19 protein-coding genes are annotated in these 19,882 nt (G+C 62.0%); 9 read left to right on the forward strand and 10 right to left on the reverse strand.

The features are described from left to right. Window positions 1-52: 52 nt before the first annotated feature. The gene (locus GRI68_RS05945) at window positions 53-2,074 is read right to left on the reverse strand and encodes an EAL domain-containing protein (RefSeq protein ID WP_160616398.1); all 2,022 of its coding nucleotides are present in this window, start codon (window positions 2,072-2,074) and stop codon (window positions 53-55) included. A 30-nt stretch (window positions 2,075-2,104) separates the two neighbouring features. Then, window positions 2,105-2,275, reverse strand: a complete 171-nt coding sequence (locus GRI68_RS05950; RefSeq protein WP_160616399.1) for a hypothetical protein — start codon at window positions 2,273-2,275, stop codon at window positions 2,105-2,107. A gap of 199 nt (window positions 2,276-2,474) precedes the next feature. On the opposite strand from GRI68_RS05950, the gene GRI68_RS05955 reads away from it, so the two are divergent. From GRI68_RS05955 to GRI68_RS05965, 3 genes are all read left to right on the forward strand, one after another. Next, entirely contained in the window at window positions 2,475-3,806 is a 1,332-nt protein-coding gene (locus tag GRI68_RS05955) for an FAD-dependent oxidoreductase (RefSeq protein WP_160616400.1), read from the forward strand. A 198-nt stretch (window positions 3,807-4,004) separates the two neighbouring features. Beyond that, the gene (locus GRI68_RS05960; protein WP_160616401.1) at window positions 4,005-5,690 is read left to right on the forward strand and encodes a PHA/PHB synthase family protein; all 1,686 of its coding nucleotides are present in this window, start codon (window positions 4,005-4,007) and stop codon (window positions 5,688-5,690) included. Window positions 5,691-5,724: 34 nt separating this feature from the next. After that, a complete protein-coding gene (locus GRI68_RS05965) occupies window positions 5,725-6,573 on the forward strand; it encodes an alpha/beta fold hydrolase (RefSeq protein ID WP_234028724.1) in 849 nt (282 codons plus the stop codon). 32 nt (window positions 6,574-6,605) lie between these two features. On the opposite strand, the gene GRI68_RS05970 is transcribed toward GRI68_RS05965, so the two are convergent. The 5 genes from GRI68_RS05970 to GRI68_RS05990 form a co-directional block, all read right to left on the reverse strand. Then, window positions 6,606-7,559 carry a glycerophosphodiester phosphodiesterase family protein gene (locus tag GRI68_RS05970; protein ID WP_160616402.1) on the reverse strand — a complete coding sequence of 318 codons (954 nt, stop codon included), beginning with the start codon at window positions 7,557-7,559 and terminating at the stop codon, window positions 6,606-6,608. Window positions 7,560-7,575: 16 nt separating this feature from the next. Then, complete coding sequence (dnaN, locus tag GRI68_RS05975) at window positions 7,576-8,703, reverse strand: DNA polymerase III subunit beta (protein ID WP_160616403.1); 1,128 nt, start codon at window positions 8,701-8,703, stop codon at window positions 7,576-7,578. Between the two features lie 142 nt (window positions 8,704-8,845). After that, entirely contained in the window at window positions 8,846-9,598 is a 753-nt protein-coding gene (gene fabG / locus GRI68_RS05980; RefSeq protein WP_160617863.1) for a 3-oxoacyl-[acyl-carrier-protein] reductase, read from the reverse strand. Then, window positions 9,598-10,533, reverse strand: coding sequence for an ACP S-malonyltransferase (fabD, locus tag GRI68_RS05985; protein WP_160616404.1), 936 nt, complete (start codon window positions 10,531-10,533; stop codon window positions 9,598-9,600). Before fabD ends, fabG begins: the two co-directional genes overlap by 1 nt. Window positions 10,534-10,556: 23 nt before the next feature. Beyond that, window positions 10,557-11,393: an LD-carboxypeptidase gene (locus tag GRI68_RS05990; protein WP_160616405.1), complete on the reverse strand. Its 837-nt coding sequence runs from the start codon at window positions 11,391-11,393 to the stop codon at window positions 10,557-10,559. Window positions 11,394-11,531: 138 nt separating this feature from the next. On the opposite strand from GRI68_RS05990, the gene GRI68_RS05995 reads away from it, so the two are divergent. Continuing rightward, the gene (locus GRI68_RS05995) at window positions 11,532-12,953 is read left to right on the forward strand and encodes a glutamate ligase domain-containing protein (protein WP_160616406.1); all 1,422 of its coding nucleotides are present in this window, start codon (window positions 11,532-11,534) and stop codon (window positions 12,951-12,953) included. A 30-nt stretch (window positions 12,954-12,983) separates the two neighbouring features. Here the strand turns inward: GRI68_RS05995 and GRI68_RS06000 are convergent, their stop codons facing one another. Beyond that, a complete protein-coding gene (locus GRI68_RS06000) occupies window positions 12,984-13,931 on the reverse strand; it encodes a DUF808 domain-containing protein (protein WP_160616407.1) in 948 nt (315 codons plus the stop codon). A 428-nt stretch (window positions 13,932-14,359) separates the two neighbouring features. Between GRI68_RS06000 and rpsF the strand changes: the two genes are divergently transcribed. The 5 genes from rpsF to GRI68_RS06025 all read left to right on the forward strand — a co-directional run bounded on the left by rpsF (window position 14,360) and on the right by GRI68_RS06025 (window position 18,428). After that, a complete protein-coding gene (rpsF, locus tag GRI68_RS06005) occupies window positions 14,360-14,713 on the forward strand; it encodes a 30S ribosomal protein S6 (protein WP_160616408.1) in 354 nt (117 codons plus the stop codon). Beyond that, window positions 14,713-14,937 carry a 30S ribosomal protein S18 gene (gene rpsR, locus GRI68_RS06010; protein WP_160616409.1) on the forward strand — a complete coding sequence of 75 codons (225 nt, stop codon included), beginning with the start codon at window positions 14,713-14,715 and terminating at the stop codon, window positions 14,935-14,937. Before rpsF ends, rpsR begins: the two co-directional genes overlap by 1 nt. A gap of 12 nt (window positions 14,938-14,949) precedes the next feature. Next, the gene (rplI, locus tag GRI68_RS06015) at window positions 14,950-15,591 is read left to right on the forward strand and encodes a 50S ribosomal protein L9 (protein ID WP_160616410.1); all 642 of its coding nucleotides are present in this window, start codon (window positions 14,950-14,952) and stop codon (window positions 15,589-15,591) included. Between the two features lie 88 nt (window positions 15,592-15,679). Further along, a complete protein-coding gene (locus GRI68_RS06020; protein WP_160616411.1) occupies window positions 15,680-17,119 on the forward strand; it encodes an AMP nucleosidase in 1,440 nt (479 codons plus the stop codon). 94 nt (window positions 17,120-17,213) lie between these two features. Further along, the gene (locus tag GRI68_RS06025) at window positions 17,214-18,428 is read left to right on the forward strand and encodes a GGDEF domain-containing protein (RefSeq protein WP_160616412.1); all 1,215 of its coding nucleotides are present in this window, start codon (window positions 17,214-17,216) and stop codon (window positions 18,426-18,428) included. Window positions 18,429-18,497: 69 nt separating this feature from the next. On the opposite strand, the gene rimK is transcribed toward GRI68_RS06025, so the two are convergent. Both rimK and GRI68_RS06035 read right to left on the reverse strand, forming a co-directional pair. Beyond that, complete coding sequence (gene rimK, locus GRI68_RS06030; RefSeq protein WP_160616413.1) at window positions 18,498-19,403, reverse strand: 30S ribosomal protein S6--L-glutamate ligase; 906 nt, start codon at window positions 19,401-19,403, stop codon at window positions 18,498-18,500. A 10-nt stretch (window positions 19,404-19,413) separates the two neighbouring features. Then, on the reverse strand, window positions 19,414-19,872 hold the full coding sequence (locus GRI68_RS06035) for an ATP-dependent zinc protease family protein (RefSeq protein ID WP_160616414.1): 459 nt from the start codon (window positions 19,870-19,872) through the stop codon (window positions 19,414-19,416). Window positions 19,873-19,882: the final 10 nt, after the last annotated feature.

Consider the following 19,882-nt stretch of genomic DNA (forward strand, 5'->3'; position numbering starts at 1 on the left):
TTAGCCCGACCTGCCCGGCAAGGCCAGCGTTGGAAGCGCAGATGCCGACGGCTTATCCGGCGTAGCGCATATCTTCCGACGATGCGTAGCTACGCGTGTTGAACGCCGGGACACCCGATCCGGCCGCCCCGACATTGTGGGCCAGCGGATAGGCCCCGGGCGGCAATGCCTGCAGCGGCATGCCCGCAGCGGCCAGCGCATAGGGGCTGATGCGGAAGCGGGTGCACAACCCGTCATTCCCGTCGCTGATCAGCGTGTTCTCGAACTCGATGCCCTGCCGTTCCTCTTCCGAGCGGCGCACCGTCGCCAGAGCAAGCTGGCCGCCGCCGAGGTCGAGCACGAGTTCGGTGCCGACCGGGACTTCGGCGATCCCTTCGATCATGGCGCCGGAGCGAGAGAGGTTGCGCAGTCGCACGTCGTAGCGATGATCCCCGTGGATCACGCCGACCTTGCGGAACACGCTATGACGCTCGGCGCGGTTGCGCTTGGGTCCTACGGCCTTGAGGATCAGCCGGCCGTCGGCCATCCGTTCGAGCACGTCTTCGTGCGACATCGCTTCGGAAAACAGGAAGCCCTGGACATAGTCGACGCCCTTGCTGTGAACGAGTTCGAGTTCGTCGAGCGCTTCCACACCCTCCACCGTCGTAACCATGCCCAACGCCTTGGCAACGCTGACGATGGCCGAAATGATGAAAGGGTTGCGGCTATCGCGATCCGTCGAGCCGACCACAAAAGTGCGGTCGATCTTGACCTTGTCGAACGGTGCGCGCCCCAGATAGCTGAGCGAGGAGAACCCCGTTCCGAAATCGTCGAGCGACAGTCTGACGCCCAGTTTCTTCAACTGGCGGAAGAGGGTGTCGGTGCGCTCCAGATCGCTGATGAACACGCTCTCGGTGATTTCGAGTTCGAGACGCGAGGGAGAGATTCCGGCCTGTGCGATCGCATTCGCCACCATCGAGGCGAGACCGTCTTGCCGGAACTGTGTGGCCGAGAAATTGATCGCAACCGAGACGTGTTCGGGCCATTGCGCAGCGTCCATGCACGCACGGCGGATCGCCCATTCCCCGAGCTTGGCGATGAGGTTCGTTTCCTCGGCAACGGGAATGAACTTGGCCGGGGGAATGTCGCCCATGTCCTTGTGGTGCCAGCGCATCAGCGCTTCATATCCGATCACCTCGCCGGTATCCCGATCGACGTAGGGCTGGTAGGCGAGCGTGAGCTCCTCGTTGAGGAGCACGTCACGCAGCGCATCTTCGATCGCCGTTCGCTCGCGCGCCTTGTCGTGCAATTCGGCCGAATAGAACCGGAATTGACCGCGTCCCCCGCCCTTTGCCGAATAGAGCGCAAGATCCGCGCTGCGGACCAGTTCCTCACTGGTAACACCGTCATACGGCGCGATCGCAATCCCCACCGACGCGCCGATCAGGCAGCGATTGCCATCGACCGAATAGGGCTGCGACAGCAGCGAGACGATCGACTGACCGGTATCGGCCAATCGCGCTCGATCGTCGATGTCGGGCAAGATGATCTGGAACTCGTCTACGCCCAGACGCCCGAGCTCGAATTCTTCCATCACGACGTTAACCAAACGCTCGGCGACCTGCTTGAGCAACTCGTCACCTGCCTGGTGCCCCAGCGTATCGTTCACCGCTTTGAAGCGATCTAGGTCGAGCAGCATGATCGCGCAGGCCCGCTTCGCAGCCGTACAGACCCGCATCTGCCGGTCGAGTTGGCTCGAAAGGCTCAAGCGGTTCGAAAGTCCGGTCAAAGAGTCATACATCGCGAGCCGCGAGACCTCGTTCTGGCTGCGACGGCGTTCGGTAACATCGGACGCATGCCCGCAGAACCCGGTGAACTGGCCTTGCGCGTCTCGCTGCGGACAGCCGCTCAACGCCCAGCGCTGTTCGACCTCGTCATTGTGCGAGCGCACGACGATGTCGCTGAACTCCTTGCGCCCGGCGGGGTAGATTTTCAGTCCGCGCGCACGGCCCTCCTCGCATTCGCTTTCCTCGATCTCGCGATCATCGATCAGTATCCTGGTGAGAGGCTTGCCGATAAACTCGTCGACACCCATTCCAAGCGTAGCCGCCGTCCGCGGAGAGAATTAGGTCACGATCCCATGATTGTCGGTCGCCCAGAACCACCCTTGGCCGCTCGATTCATACTCGCGCATCAATAGAACGCTCTGCTCGATATCGTCCCGGCTCATTCCGGTGAGCAGCCCGCCGCGTTCGACACGATGGCCCGCTGCGTTCTTGCGCAACTTGCTGAGCATTGTCCCTCCGAAAACACCCCCCTGTCCCTTTTAGAGGATGTTCCACGGACCGTGGCATACAGGCATGACATTAGAAGGTGGTTAATCGCGACGACGGATCATGCTTGCGGCAAGCCGTCTTGCAAAGACGAGGCGCGAAGGGCATCCTTCGAACACAAAGACCGGCAAGGTTAACTTTCCGGGCGAAGCAGGAGAGACGATGCGGCATATTGCAGTGATCGGCTCCGGCCCGGCAGGATACTACACTGCCGAGGCGGCGCAGAAGAAATGGGGCGAGGACGTGCGGGTCGACATGTTCGACCGCCTGCCGGTTCCCTACGGTCTCATCCGGACGGGGGTCGCGCCCGACCACCAATCGATCAAGGGGGTGTCCCGCCGTTACGAGAAAACGGCATTGACCGACCATGTTCGCTTCGTCGGCAATGTGACGGTGGGTGAAGACGTATCGATCGCCGAACTGCAATCGATGTACGATGCCATCGTGGTGGCGACCGGCGCTCCGCATGACCGCGAACTGGCCATCGAAGGTGCCGATCTCGACGGCATCTATGGAAGCGCCGCCTTCGTAGGCTGGTATAACGGCCATCCGGAATTCGCAGATCTCGACCCCGACTTGTCGGGTGAGACGGCGGTGGTCGTGGGAATGGGCAATGTCGCGCTCGATATCGCGCGCATATTGGCGAAGACTCCCGACGAATTCGAGGGCAGCGACATCGTGGCCCACGCCTACGATCTGCTCGGCCGCTCGAACATTCGTCAGATCGTGTTGCTAGGACGGCGTGGGCCGCACCAGATCATGATGACGCCCAAGGAACTGGGCGAACTGATGCATCTCGAGCGCGCAACGCCACGCGTCGATCCCGACGACCTGCCGGATGAAGAGGAAGACACGCTGCTCGAGCCTGGCCTGCGAAAATCGGTTGCCCATCTCCGCAGCTTCACCGCGATCCCTGAGAGTGAAAGATCCGACAAGGCGGTCGAAATCGATTTCCACTTCTTCGAAAGCCCGAAAACGATCCTCGGCGAGGATGGGAGGGTCTGTGCGATCGAGGTGGAGCGTACGGAGGTCAAAGCCGGACGCGCCGTCGGCACTGGAGAAATCCACCGCATCCCCTGCTCGCTCGTGCTCACCGCAATCGGATATCTGACCGCGCCGATCGAAGGCATTCCATTCGACGAGCGCGCAGGCCGCTTCGCCAATGACGAGGGTCGCATCCTCCCCGGTCTCTACACCGTCGGCTGGGCCAAGCGCGGACCATCGGGCACGATCGGCACCAACAAGCCCGACGGGTTTGGCGTGGTCGAACGGATCGAGGAAGACCTGGCCAGCGGTGCGCTGGGCAAAGGTGGCAAGCGCGGGCGCGAGGCGTTCGACATCTTCGCCGAACATCGCGGGCTCGACATCGTCACCTTCCAGGACTGGAAGAAGATCGAAGAAGCCGAAACCGCCGCAGCACGCGACGGCGCACCGCGCGAAAAATTCGTCGATATCGAAGCGATGATCGAAGCTCGGAGCGTGCCGCCCCGGTGATCGTCAGCGCGCGAACGGCATGTTCGCCGCAATTGCCTGCGGCATGGCGGAGTACCCTCCTGGATCACACCCGATCGCCCGGCATCCGATGCGGGTTCCTCACAAGCAGGGCACCGCCATCTTAGGAAAGCGTTTGATGAATCGAGATGCGCAAAAACAATCGCGCACCGAAGCCAGGGACAAGTGGGGGAGACACCGATGCCCGAACTGGAAGATGAAGCTGCGCAGTCGACCTCTGCGCTGGGCCCGCTTATCGGGCTGACGCGCGAGGATATTCTCGGCGCGGTCGCCGTGCTGCTGCGCGAGACGGCTGCCGACCCCGCCAGGCTGATGCGCCACAGCCAGGCGATGGGCAGCGAAATGGTCAAGATCATGACCGGCTCTTCGGAGCTGAAGCCGCACCCCAAGGATCGGCGCTTCATGGACCCGGCTTGGCAATACAATCCCTTCATGCGGGCAGGCGCGCAATATTACCTGGCTGTGCAGAAAGGCATGGCCGATTGGCTCGACGATCTCGAACTCGACGATCTCGAGCGCGATCGGGCGCGGTTCATTTCCAATATCATCATCGATTCCATTGCGCCGACAAACACACTTGCGGGCAATCCCACGGCGCAGAAACGTGCCATCGACAGCGGCGGATTGAGCCTCATCAAGGGCCTCAAGAACGCCTATCGCGACATCACCGAAAACAAGGGGATGGTAAGCCAGGTCGACAAGCGGCCCTTTGAACTGGGCGAGAATATTGCCGCCAGCCCCGGTGCTGTGGTCCACCGCACCGAGATGTTCGAACTCGTTCAATACACGCCGAGCACCGAAGAGGTTTATGCTGTCCCGGCGCTGACGATCCCACCGCAGATCAACAAAATGTACATCAACGACCTCTCGCCCGAGAAATCGGTCGTCAAATATCTTGTCGACAATGGCATGCAGACTTTCGTCATCAGCTGGAAAAACCCGACCAGGGAACAGGGTAGCTGGAATATGGCGGATTACGTCCGCTCCTGCCGCGAGGCGATGGAGGTAACAGCCAAGATCAGCGGGTCGGACAAGGTCAATGTGTCGGCCGGCTGCTCGGGCGGACAGACCGCAGCGATGCTGGCGAGCAAGATGGCTGCCGACGGAGACGATCTGCTCGGTTCGCTAACACTGATGGTTTGCGTGCTTCATCCCAAGCAGAACGATATCGAAGCCGGATCGCTGATCAGCGAGAACGGTCTTACCCTGGCGCACCGCCGGGCCGACAAGGCTGGGGTGATCAAGGGAGACGATCTCGCGCGGGGCTTTGCCTGGCTGCGGCCCAACGACCTGATTTGGAACTACGTTGTCAATAATTACCTTCTGGGCGAGGATCCTCCCGCCTTCGACGTGCTATACTGGAATGCCGACGCCACCAACCTTTCGGGCAGTCTGATGGGAGATTTCCTGACGATCTACGAATCGCTCGCCTTCACGAAAAAGGGCGATGTCGATATGGTCGATCACAAGGTCGATCTGTCGAAAGTCGATGCCGACCTGTTCATCCTGGGCGGCGTGACCGATCATATCACACCGTGGCGCGCGACCTACCGCTCGACGCAATTGTTCGGATCGAAGGATGTCACCTATGTTCTGAGCCAATCCGGCCATATGCAGGCGATCCTCAACCCTCCGGGCAATCCCAAGGCGAAGTATTTCGTCCAGAAGAAGAAGGGCAAACTGCCCGCAACGGCAGAACAATGGCTCGAGGGCACCGAGGAAGTCGCAGGCAGCTGGTGGCCATTCTGGATGCAGTGGCTGCAAAAACGGTCCGGAAAAAAGGTCGCCGCGCCCAAAGGCCTGGGCAGCAAGGATTTTCCGGAGCGTGAATCGGCGCCGGGCCTTTACGTGCGTGAAGCATGCTGACAGGGCTGCTATACAAGTTTCGAAAGGCTACCGAATGACCGATCCGATGGACAGCGCTACCGTCTACCTAGACGAGATTGGTGGACGCACGCTGCGGATCGCCCACTGGCGGCTCGACGACAATCTCGACCACCCTCCGGTACTTTTCTTCAACGGGATTGGCGCGAATATCGAAGCCGTTGCGCCGCTTGCTGCAGCGCTCGGCGAACGTGCCTTTATCATGTTCGACATGCCCGGCACTGGTGGTTCGCCCGATCCGGTGGTGCCCTACAACACTTTCACGATGAGCTGGGTGGCGAAGAAGCTGCTCGATCGGCTCGGCGTGCTCGAAGTCGACGTAATGGGCGTGTCATGGGGCGGCGCAATGGCGCAGCATTTCGCGCTCCAGCACCACAAGCGCACCCGAAAGCTGATCCTCGCCGCGACGAGCCCGGGCATGCTCATGGTACCCGGCAAGCTCTCGGCCCTTACGAAGATGGTCGATCCGCGCCGCTATGTGGACGCCGACTTCATGAACGAGCATTTCGCCACGCTCTATGGCGGAGTGATGCGCGATTCCGGCGCGAAGGCCAAGCGCAGCCATATCGGCCGCATCACGCCCCCCTCCCCGCGCGGCTACGTCTACCAGCTGATCGCCATGCTCGGCTGGACCAGCGCGCTCGCTCTTCCGTTTTTGAAGAAAGATGTGCTGGTCATGATGGGCGGCGACGACAACATCGTTGTCCCCGCCAATGGCAAGCTGCTCGCCGAACTGATGCCCAATGCTCGGCTGGTCGAATTTCCCGATGGCGGCCACCTGTTCCTGCTCACCCATAGCGAGGAAAGCGTCGCCGCAATCCGAGCCTTTCTGGATGAAGAGGACGAGCTCGCCGAAGCCGCGTGATCAGTCGTTAGGTGTGCGAAGGCACAGGGCGATCATTCGGCGCTGCGCGACACGCCACACTGTCCTGCCTGTTGCAATCGCCCTGCTCCGGCCAAGGCTTCGCCTGCCGCGCGGGGACGATCGGTGGCGATGATGTCGACTCCTTCTTCGCCGAGTTCGGCATAGCGCGCATCGATGCCGTAGCGATCGAGCAGGTTATCGATCGAATTGCGTCCGCCAAGCGTGCCGAAGATCACCTCGACATCTGCATCGTCAAGGATGTTGTAAAGCTCGGGCCGCGGCGTGCGAATGCCGGTGAAGGCCAGCAGGCGATCGGCCGGAATTCCCGCCGCAACCGCCTCCTCGAGCGCCGAAGGCCGTTCCATCGAATACGACACCAGCATTTCGGGCGCGAGCGCGTGCAGTTCCTTGGCCTGGTCGAGCGAATAGGCGATCAGGACGACGCCCTGTGCCATCCCTTCGGCGCGGATCATGGCAATCACATCGTCGCGCGGCGTATCGCGCTTGAAATCGATCTCCAGCACCGTGCGGTTCTTCGCCCAGCGCAATGCCTGCTCAAGCGTTGGAATACGATAGGGCGTGACCCAGCCTGCCTCGTCGCGCAGACGGGCCTGCGACAGCGCGCGCCAATCCAGCGCAGCGGCCTCTCCGGTGAGGTTTGTCGTTCGATCGAGCGTGTCGTCATGCAGCAGGAACAGCATGCGATCACTGCTGACGGCGACGTCCACTTCCATGATCGCGGGCACGGCATGGAGCAGCGCATCCATCGCCTCGATCGAATTCTCGGGCAGACCGGGCGTCGGACCACCGCGATGAGCGGCGATCACTGTCTGGCCGGCGGCTTCGAAGCAGTCGAGCGTGGCGGAAAGATCGGCGTCCGTGTCGAACCGCCATTGTCCGGAAGCCGGCTGGCTCGTCCCCGATTGTGCCGACAGGGGCGTAGCAAAGAGCGCAAGCGCGGCAGCGATCGTGCGGGAAATACGCATAGCCCGCAGACCGCGCTCAGACGCGCATCGGCATCAGGACGTAGAGCGCAGGGCTGTTCTCATCCTTGCGGATCAAGGTCGGCGCGCCCGGATCGGCAAGGTGGAGTTCCACCGTGTCGCTGTCGATCTGGCCGAGGATATCCTTGAGGTAATTGGCATTAAAGCCGATCTCGAGACCCTCGGCGCCGTAATCCGCCTTCACTTCTTCGGTCGCCGTGCCGTTATCCGGGCTCGTGACCGATAGCGTGACCTTGTCGCTTTCAAGCGCCATCTTGACCGCGCGGGTCTTCTCGGTGGCGATCGTTGCGACACGATCGACGCCTGCATAGAACGTCTTCGGATCGATCTTGAGGAGCTTGTCGTTCCCGGTCGGGATGACGCGGCTGTAATCGGGGAACGTCCCGTCGATGAGCTTGCTGGTGAGGATGGTCCCACCCTCTCCGGCAAGTGTGAAGCGAACCTTGCTGGCCGACAGATCGACCTGCACATCACCGTCGAGCGATTCCTCGAGCAGTTTCCGCAATTCACCGATCGCCTTACGCGGCACGATCACATCGGGCATGCCATCCGCACCGTCCGGACGATCGAGCGTGAAGCGCGCGAGGCGATGGCCGTCCGTGGCGGCGGCTTTCAGCACCGGGCCGTCCTCGTCTGCGACATGGAAGAAGATGCCGTTAAGGTAGTACCGCGTCTCTTCGGTGGAGATTGCGAACCGGGTGCGGTCGATCAGCTCGGCCAGCGTCTGCGCGGGAAGCGCGAAACTGGTCGGCAGATCACCCTCGGCGATGATCGGGAAATCGTCGCGCGGCAGAGTCGGCAGCTTGAACCGGCTGCGTCCTGCCTTGACGGTCATCCGTCCGTCGGCCGCTTCGAGGCTGACCTGGCTGCCATCGGGCAGCTTGCGCGCGATATCGAACAGCAGATGCGCCGAGACGGTGATCGCGCCGGGTGTTTCGACCGAGACGGCCTGCTGGCTCTCGACCACCTGCAGGTCGAGGTCGGTCGCCGTCACCTTGATCGTGCCGTCGCCCGATGCTTCGAACAGGACGTTCGCGAGGATCGGGATCGTGTTGCGCCGCTCGACCACGGACTGGACATGGCTGAGGCACCGCAAAAGCGTGGCGCGTTCGATCGTGGCTTTCATGACTTGGCCCTATCCCTCTGGGCGCGAGACGGGCCGGAATCGCCCCTCAGCGCCGGAAAACATGACAATTACCCTTAACGGGTGCGATTGCTCGGGCAAGGTCGCCAGCGTGTTTTACGGGGTATCTTGGGGATAAACCCGATCAACCCAGCATCGCCATGCCGCCGTTCACGTGCAGTGTCTGTCCCGTGACATAGCCCGCTTCCTTCGACGACAGATAGGCGACGGCCGCGCCGATATCCCCACCCTCGCCCATGCGGCCCATCGGGATGCGGCCGTTGAGCGCTTCTTTCTGCGCGTCGGGAAGCACATCGGTCATCGGCGTGCGGATGAAACCGGGCGCGACGCAATTGGCGGTGATCCCGCGGCTGGCGACTTCCTGCGCGAAGCTCTTGGTCATGCCGGTGATCCCGGCCTTGGCAGCAGCGTAGTTCATTTGCCCCGGATTACCGGTCGTGCCGACAACGCTGGTGATGGTCACGATGCGACCGAATTTCGCCTTCATCATCGGGCGCGCGGCGGCGCGGATCAGGCGGAAGGTGGATTCGAGGTTGATCTTCATCACCTGATCCCACTCCTCGTCCTTCATCCGCATAGCGAGATTGTCGCGCGTGATGCCGGCATTGTTGACGAGGATATCGAGCTTGCCGAGCGTGTCGATCGTCGCCGGGATCAGCTCTTCGACGCTCTCGCTGTTGGAAAGGTCGCAGGTGATCTCGACATGATCGCCGCCGATCTCCTCATTGAGCTGCTCGCGAAACGCGCGCAGCTTTTCGCCATTAGAGCCCGACAGAGCGAGCCGCGCACCCTGCAATGCCAGCGCGCGGGCAATTTCCGAGCCGATGCCGCCCGATGCGCCGGTCACTAGCGCGGTCATTCCTTCAAGGCTGAACATCATCCCATCTCCTTCGCAAGCGCTTCGATATCTTCCATCGTGACCACCGAGGTCACCGTCACGTCGTCCACGGTGCGACCGATCATCGGACCGAGGACCTTGCCGCCCAGCTCGACAAAATGGTTCACCCCCGCTTCCTTCATCGCGATCACGCTTTCGCGCCAACGAACACGGCCGGTGATTTGCTTCACCAGAAGCTCGCGGATGCGCGGCGGATCGGTTTCGAGGGCGGCCGTCACGTTGGCATAGAGCGGTACGTGCGGCGCGCCGGGCGGCGTGTGTTCGAGCGCGCCCTGCATCGCGTCAGCCGCGGGCTGCATCAGCGAACTGTGGAACGGCGCCGAGACCGGCAGCTTCACACCGCGCTTGATGCCGTGTTCCTTCGCCAGGGCGATCGCGCGATCGATCGCGGCAACGTGGCCCGACAGCACGACCTGGCCGGGATCGTTGTCATTGGCGATCTCGCACACTTCGCCCTCCGCAGCGGCGGCGGCGAGCGCTTCGGCCTTTTCGAGATCGGCTCCGAGCAGAGCGCACATCGCGCCCTCGCCCACCGGAACGGCTTCCTGCATCGACTGGCCGCGCAGGCGCAGCAGGCGCGCGGTCGAGCCGAGATCGAAGGCACCCGCAGCGGCCAGCGCGGAATATTCGCCAAGCGAGTGGCCTGCGACGCAATTCGCCTTGTCCGACAGCTTGATCCCGCCGTCCTCGAGCACGCGGAGCACGGCGAGCGAATGGGCCATGATCGCGGGCTGGGCATTGGCGGTCAGCGTGAGCTCGTCTGCCGGGCCTTCGCGCATCAGGGCGAACAGTTTCTCGCTCAGCGCGTCGTCGACTTCCTCGAAAGTGTGGCGCGCGACAGCGCTGGCGTCGGCCAGTTCGGCGCCCATGCCGACCTTCTGGCTGCCCTGGCCGGGGAATACGAATGCAATCATGGTAACTCTCCTTGCGGCGCCGCCTATGCTCGCAAATCGCGACCCGCAAGTCCGAACGGCACGATCTTGTTGGCGGCGTCATGACCGATATCGGCGCGGCCGAGATAGGGAACCCCCGTGCGTGCGCACCAGTCGCGCGCGATCGCGATCTCGTCGGTCCCGAAAGGGCGATCGTTTTCGGGCACGGCGGAAACGCGCCCCAAGCGCAGCCCGGCGATGCCGCGCACATGTTCGGTGACGTGGAACATCAGGCGGTCGACCGCATAGAGATGCTCACCCACTTCCTCGACCAGCAACACGTGATCGGTGAGGTCGGGCATGAACTCGGTGCCGACCAGCATCGCCAAGGTCATCAGGTTGAACGCCGCCGCAGGGCGATCGTCGAGGTTCGGTTCGAGATCGTCGGGTGTCGAAGCACCGGTGAGGTAGCGCATTGCCCGCCGGATCACCTCGTCCCCCCCTTCGCGCCTGATATCGCCCACGAGCGGGCCGTGGGCGGGCCTGCCGATCCCTTCGCGATAGAGCGCCCCCAGAAGCGTGCCGGTGTCCGAATAACCGAGATAGTCCTTCCCGCCTGCCGCTGCTTTCAGCCCGCCTATGGCTGCGCGCGCAATGCGATTCGATCCATAACCGCCCATCCCGAACCAGATCGCGTCGATATCCGGATCGTTGGCGCATTCGAGGAAGGCGGCAAGACGCGTTGCATCGTCGCCCGCGAAGTGCCCATCCTCGACAAAGCATTGTTCATGGAATTCGAGCGCGACCTCGGGAAACTCCTCCGCTGCCAGCGCTGCGACCTTGTCGGCGCGCGCGCGGCGCAGGGGCTTGCCCGGACAACAAATGGCGATCCGCGTGCTCATGACCCGACCCTACCCTCTCTGGTCGGTGCCGCGAAAGCGGGAATTGAGCGCTATCACCGGCCACACCATGGACTCCCGCTTTGACCTCTGGTCAGTTTCACTTCCGCGGGTTTGACGAATGAGTTAGGTCGCAACGCCATGACCGACTTCCCCTCTCCCGACGAACTCTTCGCCCGCCCGTTTTTCTTCTGTGGAATCGGCGGCTCGGGCATGCTGCCTCTCGCGCAAATCCTGAAAGGTCGCGGCTGCGACATTGCGGGATCGGATCGCAGTTTCGACCAGGGGCGCACGCCTGAAAAATTCGCCGCGCTCGAACGTCAGGGCTTCGCGCTGCATCCGCAGGACGGCAGCGGGATCACCAGCGGCAATCAGGTGCTCGTCGCGTCTGCCGCGATCGAGGATACTGTCCCAGAAATCGCAAAAGCCAAGCAGCTCGGTTGCCTGCGCCTCACGCGTGCAGAGCTCAATTCGATCCTCTTCAACACCAGCGGAGCCGGAATCGGCGTGGCCGGCACCAGCGGCAAATCGACCGTTACCGCCATGTTGGGCTGGATCCTCCACGCCACCGCGCGCGAGCCGACGATCATGAATGGCGCGGTGATGAAGAACTTCGTCTCCGAAGAGCGTCCCTTCGCCAGCGCGGTGGTCGGCGGGCAATCTCTCTACGTCAGCGAAGTCGACGAAAGCGACGGCTCGATCGCGCTCTATCGCCCGGCAGTGGGCGTGTTGCTCAACGTCTCGCTCGACCACAAATCGATGGAGGAATTGCGCGCGCTGTTTGGCGATTTCCTCGAACGCAGCCGGATTTCGGTGATCAATGCCGATGACGAGGAAGCGGTCGCCCTGCTCCCGCGCGCCAACGAGGTGATTACCTTCGCCCTGAACCAGGAGCGCGCACAAATCGGTATCGTGCCGGGCAGCCATGCCGACGGTCCGACCCAGCAGGCTGCGCTGGTGATCGATCGCCACGATGGCAGCACACACCCTCTGCGCCTTGCCATGCCCGGGCGGCACAACCTCGCCAATGCCCTGGCAGCCATTGCAAGCGCAGCGGCGGCGGGCGTGCCGGTCGCGGCTTCGGTCGAGGCACTGGCAGGTTTCGCAGGGCTGGCCCGCCGGTTCGATATCGTCGGCAGTGCGAACGGCGTGACCGTGATCGACGATTTCGGCCACAACCCGGAGAAATGCGCCGCGACCTTGAAGACGCTAAAGGCGCACCCGGGCCGCGTGATCGCGTTCTTCCAGCCCCATGGCTATGGCCCGTTGCGCCAGATGGGCCATGAACTGGCCGAGACCTTCGCCCGCGAACTGGGCAAGGACGATGTGACGATATTCTCCGACCCGGTCTATTTCGGCGGTACCGTCGATCGCAGCGAGGGCAGCGAGCGGATCGTGGCGATGATCACGGACGCCGGAGGCAATGCAGAACATATCGCGAGCCGCGAGGATTGCGGTTCGCGGATCGTCGAGATCGCCCAGCCCGGAAATCGCATCGTGATCATGGGTGCGCGCGACGATACGCTGAGCGAATTCGCAAAGGATCTACTAGGAAAACTCTAAACTCCGTCGTTCCCGATGACGGGTGGAGGCCTAGTGCGCTCCGTCGCTGCCGACCTTGAACACCTTGTGCAGAATCACCGCGATCACCGCGCCCACGCCGAGTGCCGCAACGGCGGAATAGGCCGCGTAGGTCGCCCAGCCCAGAATCCCCGACAGCGCTCCGGTCGCGTACTCGACCGCATGCTGCATGCCGTGCCCGATATCGGCCGGCGCGTGCCAGCCTAGTTCCTCGAGGCCGTGCAACAGGATTCCGCCGCCGACCCACAGCATCGCGATCGTGCCGATGAACGACAGCGCGGTCAGCAGTTTGGGCATGGCGTTGACGAGGAAGGTGCCGAACTTGCTGGCGAAGTTCCCCGGCTGTTCTGCAAGGTGCAGACCGATATCGTCCATCTTCACGATCAATGCGACTGCGCCATAGACGGCCACCGTCACGCCAATGCCGACCAGTGCCAGGACGATGGCGCGCGTCAGAAGCGTATCCGCCGCGACTTCGTTCAGGGTGATCGCCATAATTTCGGCAGAGAGAATGAGGTCCGTGCGGATCGCGCCTGCCGTCCGCTCCTTCTCGAATTTGACCGGGTCCTCGATCTTGTCTTCGAGCGTTTTGCCGTGCTTCTTGCCACCCAGCTTTTCGAGGACTTTCTCGGCACCTTCATACGAAAGATAAAACCCGCCTAGCATCAGGATCGGAATGATCGCCCAAGGCAGAAACTCCGATAGCAGGAGCGCGCCTGGCAGCAGGAAGATCAGCTTGTTCTTGAAGCTGCCCTTGGTGATGTTCCAGATCAGCGGCAGTTCACGGTCGGGCGTGAGGCCGGTCACATAGGACGGCGTCACCGCCGCATCGTCGATCACCACGCCTGCGGTTTTCGAGCCAGCGCGGCCCGCCGCGACCGCGACATCGTCCACGCTCGCCGCCGCCGCGCGCGCGATCACCGCGACATCGTCAAGCAAGGCTGTCAAACCACCAGGCATTCGTCTCTCCTTAAGCGAACCGTGATCGCCTAGCCCGCACTGCGGGCGAAGCACAAGGGCGCCTTGCGCTGTCCTACACGCTTCGGGAAGCGTAATGCGGCAGGATGATTCCTGAGCGCTCCCGATATGCGAGGCAGACTATGCTCCCGAGCGTTTTGGGGGTGTGGCCGCACGATCCGCGAAAGGTTACACACCACGGGGCTATTTCGCCGATAGATAGCTGTTATAGAAGCCCTTGCCCATCGATCGGACTTTTGCAAAAGGACGCGGTCACCGTAACACCGGTTCGCCGTTTCGGGCTTGCAAAACGCGCGTATCGCGCTATGTGCGCGCCTTCCCTGCACCAGCGGGGAAATCCAAGAAAGCCGGAGGGGCCCCGCGATCCGCGCGGACAAGCCAGCGATCGGCATGAACTGAAAGGAAGACGCATGGCTCTTTACGAGCACGTGTTTCTTGCGCGACAGGATCTGAGCCAGGCTCAGGTCGACGCTCTGGCCGCGCAAGCCACCGAAATCATCGAGAAGAACGACGGCAAGGTCACCAAGACGGAGACCTGGGGCCTCAAGAATCTCGCCTATAAGATCGATCGTAACCGCAAGGCGCACTTCGTCATGCTGAACATCGAAGGCCCCGGCTCGGTCGTTGCCGAGCTCGAGCGCCAGACCCGCATCAACGAAGACGTGCTGCGCTTCCTCACGATCAAGGTGGAAGAGCACGAAGAAGGCCCGTCGGTCATGATGCGCAAGAACGATCGCGATCGCAAACGCCGGGGAGACAATTAATGGCTCGTCCGTTTTTCCGCCGCCGCAAGTCCTGCCCCTTCTCGGGCAAGGATGCGCCGACCATCGATTACAAGGATGTGCGCCTGCTTCAGGGTTTCATGTCCGAACGCGGCAAGATCGTGCCTTCGCGCATCACCGCCGTTTCCGCCAAGAAGCAGCGTGAACTGGCCAAGGCCATCAAGCGCGCGCGTCACCTGGGCCTGCTGCCCTACCTCGTGAAGTAAGGAGAAGACATCATGGATATCATTCTCCTCCAGCGGATCGAGAAGCTCGGCACCATCGGTGACGTCGTGACCGTCAAGGACGGCTACGCGCGCAACTACCTGCTGCCGAACAAGAAGGCGCTCCGCGCCAACGAAGCCAACAAGAAGGTCTTCGAAGCGAATCGCGAGCGTCTCGAGAAAGAGAACGCCGAGCGTCGTACCGAAGCCGAAACGGCCGGTGAAAAGGTCGCGGGCACCGAGATCGTCCTGATCCGTGCTTCGTCCAACTCGGGCCAGCTTTACGGTTCGGTCAACGTGCGCGACATCGTCGCGGGCCTCGAAGAAAAGGGCCACGAGATCGACAAGAAGCAGGTCATCATGGGCAACCCGATCAAGACGCTCGGGATGCACGATGTCCGCATCGACCTCCACCCGGAAGTCTCGGTCACGATCAAGGCCAACGTTGCCCGTTCGGACGACGAAGCCGAACTGCAGGCGCAGGGCGTCGACGTGATGGCGCAGATGTTCGAAGAGGACAATGTGCCCGCGTCGTTCACCGAAGAGCGTGATCCGAATGCCGAGCCGGGCGAAATTCCGGCCGAGATGCTCGAAGACGGCGTCGAAGCCGAAACGATCGAAGGCGAAGAGACTTCGGAAGAAACCACCGAAGGCTGAACGCTTTATCGGCGAAAATCGAAGGGGCGCGGTCCGGCAAGGATCGCGCCCCTTTGCTTTGTCACATTGCTATGGCTATTAGCCCGCGATGCAAACGACCAAGACCATTATCGAAGACCTCCAGCGCCTCTACGACGAGGCCGTAGGCACCCTCCAGTCCGACATCGCGGCCTATGCCGATAACGGCACGATCCCGCCCGACAGCCGCCGCCAGGACAATGCGTGGTGCTATCCCGAATTGCGCGTACAGTACCGGGGTGGCGAAGCGGCAGGCGGTTTCGGGCGCAGCTTCGGCCGTCTGAACGAAGCCGGCACCTATGCCACCACCATCACCAAACCCGCTCTGTTCGGCGATTATCTCGAAGAACAGCTCGGCCTGCTCGAAGCCGATTACGAGGTCGAAATCTCGACCGGGCGCTCGTCCCAGCCGATTCCGTTTCCCTATGTGCTGGACGGATCGGCGGGCGCGGCGATGGCTTCGGTCAATCCCAATGAACTCGCGCGGTATTTTCCCTCGACCGAGCTCGCCGATATCGGTGACGAGCTCGCCGACGGCTTTGACATGCAGGAGCCCGACTTTCCGAAGCCGCTCTCGCTGTTCGATGGATTGCGGACCGATTTCAGCCTCGCGCGGCTGGCGCATTATACCGGCACCAGCCCCGATCATTTCCAGCGCTTCATCCTGTTCACCAACTACCACCGCTATGTCGATGAATTCGTCGACTGGGCGGGCTCGCAATTGGGCAGCAAAGGCTACAAGGCTCTGCACGGCGCGGGCGGGCTGCATCTCGACAGTGCGACTGCCAATGCGCGCAACCTGCTGTCCGACACGGCCTGGCGGCGGCACCAGATGCCCGCCTATCATCTCGTCGGGGAAGATCGCGGCGGGATCACGCTAGTGAATATCGGCGTCGGCCCTTCGAATGCGAAGACCATTTGCGATCACCTCGCGGTGCTGCGGCCCGAAGCATGGTTGATGATCGGCCACTGCGGCGGTTTGCGCCCGAGCCAGAAGATCGGCGACTATGTGCTCGCACATGCCTATCTGCGTGACGATCACGTGCTCGATCCGGTTCTGCCGCCGGAGATTCCCCTCCCCGCAATCGCCGAAGTCCAGCAGGCGCTTGGCAAGGCGGCAGAGGAAGTTTCGGGCGAACAAGGCAGCGACCTCAAGAAGCGCATGCGCACCGGGACCGTCGTGACCACCGACGATCGCAATTGGGAGCTGCGCTACACCAGCTCGGCCCGGCGCCTGTCGCTAAGCCGCGCGGTCGGCATCGACATGGAAAGCGCCACCATCAGCGCGCAAGGTTATCGTTTCCGCGTGCCCTATGGCACATTGCTCTGCGTCAGCGACAAACCGCTCCACGGCGAGATCAAGCTGCCCGGCCAAGCCAACAAGTTTTACGAGGAAGCGATCGCCGCACATTTGCAGATCGGTGTTCGCACCTGTGAATTGCTACGCGCCGAAGGGCCGCGCCTGCACAGCCGCAAACTGCGCGCATTCAACGAGCCGCCGTTTCGCTGACCCACTTTTCGTTCGGTCGACCGGACGCGAAATATCGGCGTAACTCCATCGGGTTAACCAAATGTCAGGCCCTGCTATCTAGAGGCAGAGACGTATGAATGCGTTCTCGCTCCCGGACCCTATCGCGGCAGCCGTCGACGATGCGATCGACCGAGACTTGGCCCATTCGCAGTGGTCCGAAGGGCTGCGAGAGTTTCACCATCGCGAGATGATGGCAAAGCGCCTCAAGGAGGTGCGGTTCATTCATATCTTCGCATTCGTTTTCGGTGTCGCATGCCTGATACTCGACGAAATGGTCGGCCTGCTTACCGAGGGACTGTTAATGCGCGTGGGCCTGTGCGGCCTCGTTTTCGGGCCTGCGATCTGCCTTCCGAGGTCGAATAGAAACTGGCTCGAAACCGTGCGGGGAGTTGCTCCACCGGTCGTCGCGGCGCTTTCAGTGTCGATCCTTGCCGAAGTAGGCCCGACAGATCACGCAGACCGCTATCTCATGGCGGGCGGCTTCTACATTACGGCAGCGATCATGATCCTGCCATTGCGGATGAAAGAGCACATTTTGCTCGCGGCTTTCGGCTTCGCCGCGTTGATGGCACCGGCGCTGATGGCCGGACGCGCTTTCGCTAATCCATATGACGATCTGCCGGTCTACCTTCTGTTATGCTGCGTCGGACCGCTAGCCTTGGCGTATCGCATGGCGCGGCTGCGAGACCGGAACTTCCTGCTCGTGGTGCAGGCCCGGCTCGCGCAGGATAAGCTGATGCGCAACAACGCCTTGTTGCGCCGCCTCTCAGACGAGGACGGGCTGACAGGGATCCTTAACCGACGCGGCTTCACCCAGCGCTTCGACGATGCATATGCGCAAACGCTCGCCACCAACGAGACGCTGGCCGTGTTCATGATCGATATCGATCACTTCAAGCGTTTCAACGATAGCTACGGGCACCCTGCCGGGGACAAATGCCTGATTCAGGTCGCTGATGGATTATCGCGCAGGATCGAGGACGAAGATGCACTCATCGGTCGCTTCGGAGGCGAGGAGTTTATCGCCGCCTGGCGCGGAGGCTCGCTCGAGGACGCCGAAGCGATAGCGGTGGGATTGAGGCAGGCAGTGAGCGAAGTGCGTGTCGAAGACCACGGCCAGCGCCTTCCCGCGATCACCGCGAGTGTCGGGTGGACGGCGATTGCAGGCAAGCGCCCCCACCTGTCCACTCTGGTCAATCGTGCCGACAAAGCCCTTTACCGCGCCAAACAGGCCGGGCGGAACCGCGTCATGCAATTCACGCGCAAAATGCTTCCCGGGAGCGACTAGACGCCGGAAGCGCCAACCGCCCCGATCATGATCACGGCGCGAGGCCGTACGAACCAGACCGAAGGACCGTTAGCCCGTCCCCTTGGTCTTCGTCTTCCCGATCCTGGCATTCTTCTCGATGTAGTCGATGATCATCCCGGCAATGTCTTTCCCGGTCGCTTTCTCGATGCCTTCGAGCCCGGGGGAGGAATTGACCTCCATGATCACCGGCCCGTGATTGCTCCGCAGCATATCCACGCCGCACACGTTCAGGCCCATGCGCTTGGCCGCGCTGACGGCCGTCGAACGTTCGGCAGGTGTGATCTTGATCAGTTCCGCGCTGCCGCCTCGGTGAAGATTGGAGCGGAAATCGTCGGCCGCGCCGGTGCGCTTCATCGTCGCGACGACCTTTCCGCCGATCACCAGCGCACGGATATCGGTGCCGCCGGCTTCCTTGATGAACTCCTGCACCAGAATGTTGACGTTGGCACCACGAAACGCCTCGATCACCGACTTGGCCGAAGACATCGTTTCGGCGAGCACCACGCCGATGCCTTGTGTGCCCTCGAGGAGCTTGATCACCACCGGAGGGCCGTTGACGGCCTTGATGATCTCTTCCGCCTTCTTGGGGTCATTGGCATAGGCCGTCAGCGGCAAGCCTAGTCCGTACTTGGCAAGGATTTGCATCGAGCGCAGCTTGTCACGGCTGCGTCCGATCGCGACGCTTTCGTTAAGCGGCCAGCAGCCGCGCATTTCGAACTGGCGCAGGATCGCGAGCCCGTAATTGGTGATCGAGGCTCCGATGCGCGGAATGACGGCATCGTAGCCGACACATGGTTGCCCGTCGTAAAACACCTCGGGTTTGTGGCTGGCAATATGCACGGTGCAGCGAGTTGTGTTGAGGATATCGAGCGTGTGCCCGCGCTCCTCCGCCGCTTCGACCAGGCGCCGATGCGAATAGAGATTGGGGTTGCGGGCTAGCATAGCGATTTTCATGGGCGGCGACTCACGGTTTGTGCCCCTGGACGGGCTTTTGCCCTGGCGTTTGCAGCCAGGAATGGCCGCTGTCGACGAAGTATCGACGGCGGAGCGAGGAACGCCCGATCAGCATCGGAAATTTCATGTCCGAACGATCCGCAAGGCTGATCTCGGCACGAAATTCGACGTCACCGATCCGCAATGGGGTCTTGATGACATAGCGTCGCTGCGTCTCGCCATTGGAACTGGTGATCCCGCGAATATCTACATGTACAGCCTCGCATATCTGCCGCACATTGCGATCGAGGAAATCGACGCTGAAGCGTACGTACCGCTCCCCGTCGCGCTCGAACTCCTCGATCACATGGCCGTGAAGCGAGGAAGTGCGTGCGCCACTGTCGATCTTGGCGGCAAGGCCCGTCAGGCCAAGCTCGGGCAAATCCACGAGCTCACGCCAACCGACGACTGGGAGTTGCTTGAACGCCATTTAGCTGACG

It is taken from the genome of Alteriqipengyuania halimionae (assembly GCF_009827575.1).
Lineage (GTDB): Bacteria > Pseudomonadota > Alphaproteobacteria > Sphingomonadales > Sphingomonadaceae > Alteriqipengyuania_A > Alteriqipengyuania_A halimionae.

Excerpts from the sequence above, each read along its gene's own strand:
- rimK (WP_160616413.1), bottom strand. The coding sequence starts at position 19,403 with ATGAAAATCGCTATGCTAGCCCGCAACCCCAATCTCTATTCGCATCGG.
- GRI68_RS05945 (WP_160616398.1), bottom strand. The coding sequence starts at position 2,074 with ATGGGTGTCGACGAGTTTATCGGCAAGCCTCTCACCAGGATACTGATC.
- GRI68_RS06000 (WP_160616407.1), bottom strand. The coding sequence starts at position 13,931 with ATGCCTGGTGGTTTGACAGCCTTGCTTGACGATGTCGCGGTGATCGCG.
- rpsR (WP_160616409.1), top strand. The coding sequence starts at position 14,713 with ATGGCTCGTCCGTTTTTCCGCCGCCGCAAGTCCTGCCCCTTCTCGGGC.
- fabD (WP_160616404.1), bottom strand. The coding sequence starts at position 10,533 with ATGATTGCATTCGTATTCCCCGGCCAGGGCAGCCAGAAGGTCGGCATG.
- dnaN (WP_160616403.1), bottom strand. The coding sequence starts at position 8,703 with ATGAAAGCCACGATCGAACGCGCCACGCTTTTGCGGTGCCTCAGCCAT.
- GRI68_RS06025 (WP_160616412.1), top strand. The coding sequence starts at position 17,214 with ATGAATGCGTTCTCGCTCCCGGACCCTATCGCGGCAGCCGTCGACGAT.
- rpsF (WP_160616408.1), top strand. The coding sequence starts at position 14,360 with ATGGCTCTTTACGAGCACGTGTTTCTTGCGCGACAGGATCTGAGCCAG.
- GRI68_RS05990 (WP_160616405.1), bottom strand. The coding sequence starts at position 11,393 with ATGAGCACGCGGATCGCCATTTGTTGTCCGGGCAAGCCCCTGCGCCGC.
- GRI68_RS05950 (WP_160616399.1), bottom strand. The coding sequence starts at position 2,275 with ATGCTCAGCAAGTTGCGCAAGAACGCAGCGGGCCATCGTGTCGAACGC.
- GRI68_RS05955 (WP_160616400.1), top strand. The coding sequence starts at position 2,475 with ATGCGGCATATTGCAGTGATCGGCTCCGGCCCGGCAGGATACTACACT.
- GRI68_RS06035 (WP_160616414.1), bottom strand. The coding sequence starts at position 19,872 with ATGGCGTTCAAGCAACTCCCAGTCGTCGGTTGGCGTGAGCTCGTGGAT.
- GRI68_RS05995 (WP_160616406.1), top strand. The coding sequence starts at position 11,532 with ATGACCGACTTCCCCTCTCCCGACGAACTCTTCGCCCGCCCGTTTTTC.
- GRI68_RS05960 (WP_160616401.1), top strand. The coding sequence starts at position 4,005 with ATGCCCGAACTGGAAGATGAAGCTGCGCAGTCGACCTCTGCGCTGGGC.
- GRI68_RS05965 (WP_234028724.1), top strand. The coding sequence starts at position 5,725 with ATGACCGATCCGATGGACAGCGCTACCGTCTACCTAGACGAGATTGGT.
- GRI68_RS05970 (WP_160616402.1), bottom strand. The coding sequence starts at position 7,559 with ATGCGTATTTCCCGCACGATCGCTGCCGCGCTTGCGCTCTTTGCTACG.
- fabG (WP_160617863.1), bottom strand. The coding sequence starts at position 9,598 with ATGTTCAGCCTTGAAGGAATGACCGCGCTAGTGACCGGCGCATCGGGC.
- rplI (WP_160616410.1), top strand. The coding sequence starts at position 14,950 with ATGGATATCATTCTCCTCCAGCGGATCGAGAAGCTCGGCACCATCGGT.
- GRI68_RS06020 (WP_160616411.1), top strand. The coding sequence starts at position 15,680 with ATGCAAACGACCAAGACCATTATCGAAGACCTCCAGCGCCTCTACGAC.